This window comes from Palleronia aestuarii, from assembly GCF_003253995.1.
Classification (GTDB): Bacteria; Pseudomonadota; Alphaproteobacteria; order Rhodobacterales; family Rhodobacteraceae; genus Palleronia; species Palleronia aestuarii.
Genome location: NZ_QKZL01000057.1, coordinates 1 through 7,557 on the forward strand (window position 1 = coordinate 1; position 7,557 = coordinate 7,557).

Below are 7,557 nucleotides of genomic sequence, written 5' to 3' on the forward strand. Positions count from 1 at the left end.
TCATGATCGTCTGCCGTTCCGCGCCCTCGGCCGCCAAGCCGTCCATGATCCTGGCGAACACACCCATATCGCTCCACCGCTTCCATCGGTTAGAGAGCGTCTTCGGGGGGCCATACTCACTGGGGGCATCGCACCAGCGCAACCCATTACGGTTGACAAAGATTATGCCGCTCAGGACCCGTCTGTCGTCGACACGGGGGCGGCCATGGCTCTTCGGGAAGTACGGCCGCAGCCGCGCCATCTGCGCCTCGGTCAGCCAAAACAGGTTGCTCATGCATGCGGTCTCCTCGCGGAGCCTGAATCACGACCAACGTCGTCAATCAATGGGTCCTAAGCCTAGGTTAGACCGCAACCATCGAGTGCTTTCACGGCGGCGAGATAGTTCGTCTGGGTGATCAGCGGCCAGCGCGTTAGAGATCAAGATGCTCTCATTTCGATCGAAAGGTGCCCAGTCGCTCGATCTCGTAACCACCCGGATAGGTCGGACGCGGGAGCTGCGTCAGGAGGCGTGGCCGGCGGCGCAGGGGCAGGATGCGTAACAGCCGGGCGCGGATACGAAGGGCGGCCCACATCGCATTGCGAAGCAGGATCGGCGCCGGAGGAAAGCCCATGGCCTTGCGCAAGGGCGGGTCGAGGAACGCATGCACCGCGGGACGGCCGATCGGCACGAGACGGCGTGGAAGGTAAAACCCGAGGAGCAGGTCGCGCGTCGCCTCGCCGATCCGACGGTTGGTATCGGCGTAACGGAAATGCTGCGCCTCGTAGGCCACGTTGTAGCGCTCCATCTCGTCAAGATCGTGGGGAATGTCGGCGATCCCCATCCGCTGGCCGAGGCCACGATAGTAGAGGAACCAGGCGCGGCGCTCGGGCGCGGTCATCGGACGACGTCCGAAACGGTCGAGCCAGCGGATCGGCTCGCAGACGAAGGTCGAAAGCACGTAGAGCATGTCCGCGTTCACGATCCTGTAACGGTCATGCATGGCATTCATCCGGCCAATGGCACGCCGCCCGCGGTCGCTTTCGAGCCCGTGCTCCATCGGCTCGCACAGGATCAACTCTGTGTCGTCGTAGCGCTTGCGCGGCCGCGTCTCGAACTCCCTCGTGCTGGACAGAAGGCCGGAGATCGCGGGCACGGCATAGGTACGGAAGAGGGCGAATTCGAGCGCGCGCTCGATGTCCCACGAGAACTCGTAGGCATAGAGCAGACGGGCCATCGTCTCGAACTCCGTCTCGGGGTCGAGCGCCGCGATCCGGTCCGCCACCGCCGTTCCGCGTGACAACCTTAAATCCGAAGGTTTCCCGGCAGCCATGACAGCCCCTCTCCATCGAGCAACGCTGTTGTCAGTAGGGATTGATATCGGAGGGTTCGGCAAGCCTTCGATGCGGGTACTGACGCGATGCGGTCCGTCCATCGGGGCCATGGTGAGAGGTTGCGCCGCCGCATCGGCGCCGTCTCGGCTTTCGGTCGCGGGGACTACCTTTCCGACAGCGATGCAATTTGGTCCTGAGGGTTTGGAACGGTGAAAGTCACGGCGATGGTGGGAAGCACCAACCGGACCTTCCTGAAGATGCCGGAGTCCCTGCCCGAAGCGCACTCGCCTTTATGCCTGGATCGACAGAGCACTGGGCACGCTCTACCAATCGACGAGCATCGGATGGGCATCAAGCATGAAGCTTGATTGGCCATATTTTACTGCCGTGGCAGTGCAGCCTCTGCGAGGGACTAGACGACGTAGCCGCGTCTTTTGCGCCATCTCGTGCGCGCCGTTTTGAGGACAAGGAACAACTCTGATCCCGGCTTCCGACGGCGTCATATTTTCCGGGAGCACCCAACCTCTGAACTGGGCGATGGTGAACCTCAATCTGCAGGGGCCCGGTCTCGAGGTCGGAGATCACGCCATGCAAACGGTAGCGAGAAAGACCAAGCCCCTCGCGGCTCGGTCACCCGTCGAGCATCGTCTTCACGGTCGTGACGAGCTGCTCCTCGTCGTAGGGTTTCGTCATGTATCGATCGAACGGCGGCTTTCCCTGTAGGCCGAGCTGGTCCTGCGGGATGGCGGTGATCATGATCGCCGGCGTGTTCACGCCCTCCTCGCGGAGGGCCTGAAGCATTTCCAATCCGTCGAGGCCCGGCATCATGTAATCGGTGACGATGGCGTCAATGGAAGCGGTGCGTGCAGCCTCCAGGCCCCTGCGGCCGTTGGGCGCGGTCACGACCTCGAACCCGTGATCCTCGAACGCCATGGCGACCACCATCATCAATATGGTCTCGTCTTCGACGATCAGGATGCGCCGGGTCACGGGTTTTCCCCGCTCGGGAGCGGGTCAGGCGAGGTGCGGCCGGTCGTCATGTCCTGTAACGCCGACGATCCTTCTGGCTCGCGGAACACCAGACCATTGTCGGTGATCTCGAATTCGCGACTGACGTGATCGAAGTCGCTGTCGCGCACCTTGAGGATGGTCGCCCGGCGCCGAACCCGGTCCCCGTCGAGGGCATAGTGGAAGAGGAAGGTGTTATCGATCACGCCGGACATATCGTCGACCCCAAGGATCTCGGGGAAGAAGAGCTGCGGCACTTCGCGGGTATAGAGCGTGGTGACCCCATTCGCGCTCAGTATGTCGTTGAAGGCACGAAGGAACGCGTGCAGGCGTGAAGGACTGACCAGAGGACGGCTCAGTGCATTCATCCCGTCGATCACGAGGCGACGGGCGCCGATGTTCTCGACGGCATCCACGACGCCTTGGCCGATCTCATCGACGAGATTGCCCAAGGGTCGACGCCACAGGATCTTCACTGCTCCTGATGCCTCCAGGCTGGCCAGATCGACCCCCATCTGACTTGCCTTGTACCGAAGCCGTTCTGGCGCTTCGTAGAAGCCGACGAGAAGGCCGGGCTCTTCAGGTGTCGACAGCCCCAGGAACTGCAGGCCGACCGTGGTTTTTCCCGACCCCGTGGGGCCAAGGATCACGCTGGCCGAATTTTGCGGAAGACCACCTCGCGTCATCAGATCGAGCGTTTCCACGCCCAGCGACATACGATTAGTTGGCGCATCCCGGGGATCGCTACGGGGTGCGATCGATTCCAGCCGCGGAAAGACGAACAATCCGCCGGAGCGAATGACGTAATCATGTCGCCCACGCAGGATCGGCCCGCCCCGGTGCTTGTGGACCACCATGGTCCGATGGGCGCGCCCGTCCGAGAGCAGATCGTCCGCGAGTTCGATCCAACCGTCGACCATGGTATATTCCGGGGAGGACGGTCCGCGATCCGCATTAGTCAGCATCAACAATGTCGTACCCACCATCGCGCATTGCGTGCTGATTTCGGTAATGAACCGACGGAAGGCGTGCTCGTCCCCGTTGATAGCTTCCCCTGCGACGTAAAGGCCATCGAGTACGACAAGGGAGGGTGCCCGCTTGCGGATCTCGTCGTGGAACAGCCGCACGACCCCGTCGAACCCATTTTCACGCATGGTCGCATAGACCGAGGAATAGTAGACGCCTTGCGGTATGCGGCTGCGGTCGAAGAAGTCCAACCCGTCGAGGAAAGCGAACATCTGGGTGAAGCTTTCCGACAGGAGCGTCAGATAAAGTGCGCGTTCTCCGCTCCGGACCCTCTCGAAGCACGCCTGATTTGCCATGATGGTCTTGCCCGTACCCGGCGGGCCCTGAACGATGTAGGAGGACCCCCGCACAAGGCCGCCCCCGAGAATTTGATCCAGTTTCTGTACCCCGGATGGAAAGCGAACGAGCGGAGATTTCTCGGGAATTTCCGCGTGATCGTTCCCCCAAGGGGTCTCGGATTTGGTCACAGGTTGTTTCTCCCAACCTAGCTTGCGCCGTTCGCTCTATTCATCCTAGGGTTGAGTTTCGAGCGCAAGCAGTTCTTAGTCGGTTCGGCTGTGCGTGCGTTCGCCGGGGACCATGTAAGAGTTTCCAGTCGACGCGGCCAGCATTCGGTTGGAGTGTTGAATGTCCATGACCCATGCGAACGTCGAGTCCACGCTCGCCGACCCGCTATCCGAAGAAGCACGACTAGAAGCATTGCGTGATCTGGGCCTGATGGACCGCGGCGCCGAAGAGGCATTCGATCGTGCCGTGCGCATCGCGTCCCGGGCCCTGGGTACTCCGGTCTCGCTCCTGACGTTCGTCGACGACCGGCGGCAGGTGTTCAAGGCACAGGTCGGCCTCGTCGGGCCTCATGCGGATGCTGGTGAAACGCCTCTCACGCATTCCTTTTGCCAGCACGTGGTCGTCAGCGGCGAAGCCCTGCGCGTGACCGATGCGCGGGAACATCCGCTCGTTTGCGGGAACCCGGCGATCCGCGATCTCGAGGTCATCGCCTATCTCGGTGTTCCGGTGCGCGCTCCGGGCGGACACGTCCTTGGATCGCTCTGTGCCATCCAGGACAGCCCGCGCGATTGGGTCGACGGGGATCTCGTGCTTTTGCGCGATATTGCCGGCGGAATAGAAACGGAGATCGCGCTGCGAATCGAAACCGCGGAGCGCCAACGCATTCGGGAGGCGCTCGAAGCCAGTCATGCCCGCTTGAGCCACGTCCTGGAATCCACCAGCGACGGCATCGTCTCGCTGGACGAGGAATGGCGCGTGATCTACGTCAACAGCCATTTCGCGAGACTGACAGACACGCCCGGGGATCCCCAAGGTCGGGCGTTGTGGGAAATCTTCCCCGAGGCGGTCGGAAATGCGTTCTGGCGGGACTACCATGCCGCCGTAGACGATCAGGAGCCCAAAAGGATCGAGGGGTATTATCCACCCCTGGACCGATGGTTCGAAGCCAATGCGACCCCGTCGCCGGACGGGCTCACCATCTTCTTCCGCGACATCACGGCTCGGCACAAGGCCGAGGAAGCGCGCAAATTGATGATCCGGGAGTTGCATCACAGGATCAAGAATCTCTTCAGCATCGTCTCCGGCCTGATCTCGATGACCGCCCGGATGGAGACGACCCCCGGTTCGATGGCCAGGGCACTTCGCCAGCGATTGACCTCTCTCGCGCAGGCTCACGATCTCATTCGGCCGGTCGAGGGAATCGAATCGGGCGATCACCCTGCCATCACGCTCCCGAAATTGCTCGGCACACTGCTCGACCCCCACATGCACGGCAATTCCACCAGACTGTCCCTCGACGGCCCGTCCCTCGAGATCGGCCCGAATTCGGCGACGAACTTTGCGCTTCTGATCCAGGAAATGGCTACCAATGCGGCGAAATACGGTGCCCTTTCGACGCCGGAGGGGCGGCTTTCGATCACCTGGTCGTCGGACCGGGACACGTTCCACCTTGCATGGCGCGAAAGCGGAGGACCGCTCCTGCTTTCGCCGCCGGAGCGCAAGGGGTTCGGAACGCAACTGATCAACCTGAGCGTCTGCGTTCAGATGATGGGCCGCGTTGATTACGAGTGGAACAGGTCGGGTCTCGGGATCACCATGGACATCCCGAAGGAGAGCCTCGCGCAATAGGTTCGACGGTCAAGCCACACAGGCCAGAGGGGCTCGAACCGGACCTTTTCGGTTTGACTACCGACTGTTGATCTTGCTCTGAGCAGAATAGCCGCAACCCGAGAGTGAGCGGCCATTCGCGTGAGACCTTGATGGCCGCATGTCCGGTGGTCGAGAGGTGGGAACGTGTCCGCCAACCAATGACCGCCACCTCGGAGATATTCTGGTCCGGGAAGGCCAACGTGAGGATTGGCGCAGGATCCGGACGACAATCGCAAAGGACCTGCGGCGCTAAGGCGAAGTGCCGATCGGATCGGTCAGGACACGGCGGCCGATCCTACTGGACAGCACCGCTCGAGTAGACGACCTGTCGGCGGTGGATCTGTTTCGGGTACAATGTTGACGAGCGAATGCTGACGACGATCTGGCCGATTTTCGCGCTGATATGGCTGGGCTTCGGCCTCGCGCGCTGGCGTATTCCCTCTGCGGAGTTCTGGCCCGCGGCCGAGCGGCTGAACTACTTCGTCCTGTTTCCCGCATTGCTGGTCTCCAGCCTCGCCGACGCGCCCGTACGTGACCCGGAGGTGTTGAGGCTGGGCGGAGCGGCGGTGGCGACGATCATGATCGCATCGCTCGCGCTCGGTCTGCTTCGGCGGGTTCGACCAATGCCTGCGCGACGCTACGGGCCGGTCGTTCAGGGTGTGATCCGTTTCAACACCTACCTCGCCCTGTCTCTTATCGCGACGTTTGTCGGGCCGGAAGGTTTGGAGAAGGCGGCGCTTTACCTCGCCTTGGCCGTGCCCCTGGTCAATCTGCTCTCCATCCTGGCGCTGAGCGACGCGGGCGCGTCGCGCGCACCTCGCGCTCTTATACGTACGGTCCTGACCAACCCGTTGATCCTGGCCTGCCTCGCAGGCTTCGCCCTCGCCATGACGAACGTCGGTCTACCTCTGGGCCTCGACCGGCTCGCCGCGCTATTGGGTCAGGGCAGTCTCCCCCTCGGTCTACTCTGCATCGGCGCGGCGCTGCGGCCCAGATCGCTCCGCGCCGACGCCCCTGCACTGATCGCCACCAGCGCCGCTCGCCTCGTGCTGATGCCCCTTCTCGGGGTGGCCGTGGCGCACATGTTCGGTCTGACAGGCACCGAGGCCTTCATCATAATCGTCTTCTGCTGCGTTCCAACCGCCCCGACCGCCTATGTGCTGACGCAGCAGATGAAGGGCGACGGGCAGCTAATGGCCGGTATCGTCACCCTGCAGACGATGGCGGCGGCAGCGTCAATTCCGATAATGCTCGCGATCCTGACGACCTGACCTGCATCTGGACGGGTGTTGCCGACCAAGTTTCCGCAGCGGCGGATAAGGGGTATGTATCTCCGCTGAAGCAGCCGTTCGACCGCGACGTCGGTAGGTGTTCAGTCCCGGTATCTAGCGGATCGGAGCGACCGCACAATTCTGACTTTCGCCTCTTTCGTCAGCAGAGAAGTATACTTCGATCTCTAGCTGCCGATACACTCTATGTAGCTGATCTGGGTTCCAAGACGTCTGGCGAGTTTGCCCACGATACTATGGCTCTCCATCTCTGGAGAACCCGGATGTCATAAAGCCGCCCCTGCATATGTATGCACATTAAGAATTCAAACCCACGACTTTCCGTCTCCCAGTAATCTCGTAAGGGAACTGGCTCAGGGAGGAGATCATGGGCGCATTAAATATAACGGCATTCATAGGTTTCACGGCGCTTGTCGCGGTGTTGTCGTACATCTGGACACGGGGGACGGACGAGGAGGATTCGGACGGCTATTTCCTCGGGGGTCGGTCGCTGACCGCGCCGGTCATCGCGGGATCGCTGCTGCTCACGAACCTCTCGACCGAACAGATCGTGGGCCTCACGGGACAGGCGTATTCCGAGGGCATCCTCGTGATGGCGTGGGAGACGCTCGCGGCGATCGCGATGGTGGTGACCGCGCTGGTGTTGCTGCCGCGCTACCTCAAATCGGGCATCTCGACGATCCCGGGCTTCCTGGAGGAGCGCTACGACGCGCAGACCAAGACCGCGGTCTCGCTGCTGTTCCTGTCGGGCTACGTCGTGGTGCTT

General features: G+C 62.0%; 7 protein-coding genes. 3 read left to right on the forward strand and 4 right to left on the reverse strand.

Going from position 1 to position 7,557, the window contains the following annotated elements:
• From LX81_RS21355 to LX81_RS21370, 4 genes are all read right to left on the reverse strand, one after another.
• Nucleotides 1-274 (reverse strand): transposase (locus LX81_RS21355; protein WP_146259499.1); only part of this gene is annotated, 274 nt, incomplete at its 3' end.
• A gap of 154 nt (nucleotides 275-428) precedes the next feature.
• Nucleotides 429-1,280 carry an oxygenase MpaB family protein gene (locus LX81_RS21360; RefSeq protein ID WP_234822798.1) on the reverse strand — a complete coding sequence of 284 codons (852 nt, stop codon included), beginning with the start codon at nucleotides 1,278-1,280 and terminating at the stop codon, nucleotides 429-431.
• Between the two features lie 661 nt (nucleotides 1,281-1,941).
• Nucleotides 1,942-2,301 carry a response regulator transcription factor gene (locus LX81_RS21365; protein WP_111539265.1) on the reverse strand — a complete coding sequence of 120 codons (360 nt, stop codon included), beginning with the start codon at nucleotides 2,299-2,301 and terminating at the stop codon, nucleotides 1,942-1,944.
• Nucleotides 2,298-3,812 (reverse strand): RAD55 family ATPase, encoded by a 1,515-nt coding sequence (locus LX81_RS21370; protein ID WP_111539266.1) that lies wholly within the window; start codon nucleotides 3,810-3,812, stop codon nucleotides 2,298-2,300. Before LX81_RS21370 ends, LX81_RS21365 begins: the two co-directional genes overlap by 4 nt.
• A gap of 160 nt (nucleotides 3,813-3,972) precedes the next feature.
• On the opposite strand from LX81_RS21370, the gene LX81_RS21375 reads away from it, so the two are divergent.
• The 3 genes from LX81_RS21375 to LX81_RS21385 all read left to right on the forward strand — a co-directional run.
• Nucleotides 3,973-5,481: a sensor histidine kinase gene (locus tag LX81_RS21375; RefSeq protein ID WP_111539267.1), complete on the forward strand. Its 1,509-nt coding sequence runs from the start codon at nucleotides 3,973-3,975 to the stop codon at nucleotides 5,479-5,481.
• Nucleotides 5,482-5,870: 389 nt separating this feature from the next.
• Nucleotides 5,871-6,773, forward strand: a complete 903-nt coding sequence (locus LX81_RS21380; RefSeq protein WP_111539268.1) for an AEC family transporter — start codon at nucleotides 5,871-5,873, stop codon at nucleotides 6,771-6,773.
• Nucleotides 6,774-7,158: 385 nt separating this feature from the next.
• Nucleotides 7,159-7,557, forward strand: a 399-nt coding sequence (locus tag LX81_RS21385; protein WP_444543924.1) for a sodium:solute symporter family transporter, incomplete at its 3' end; no start/stop codon positions are given.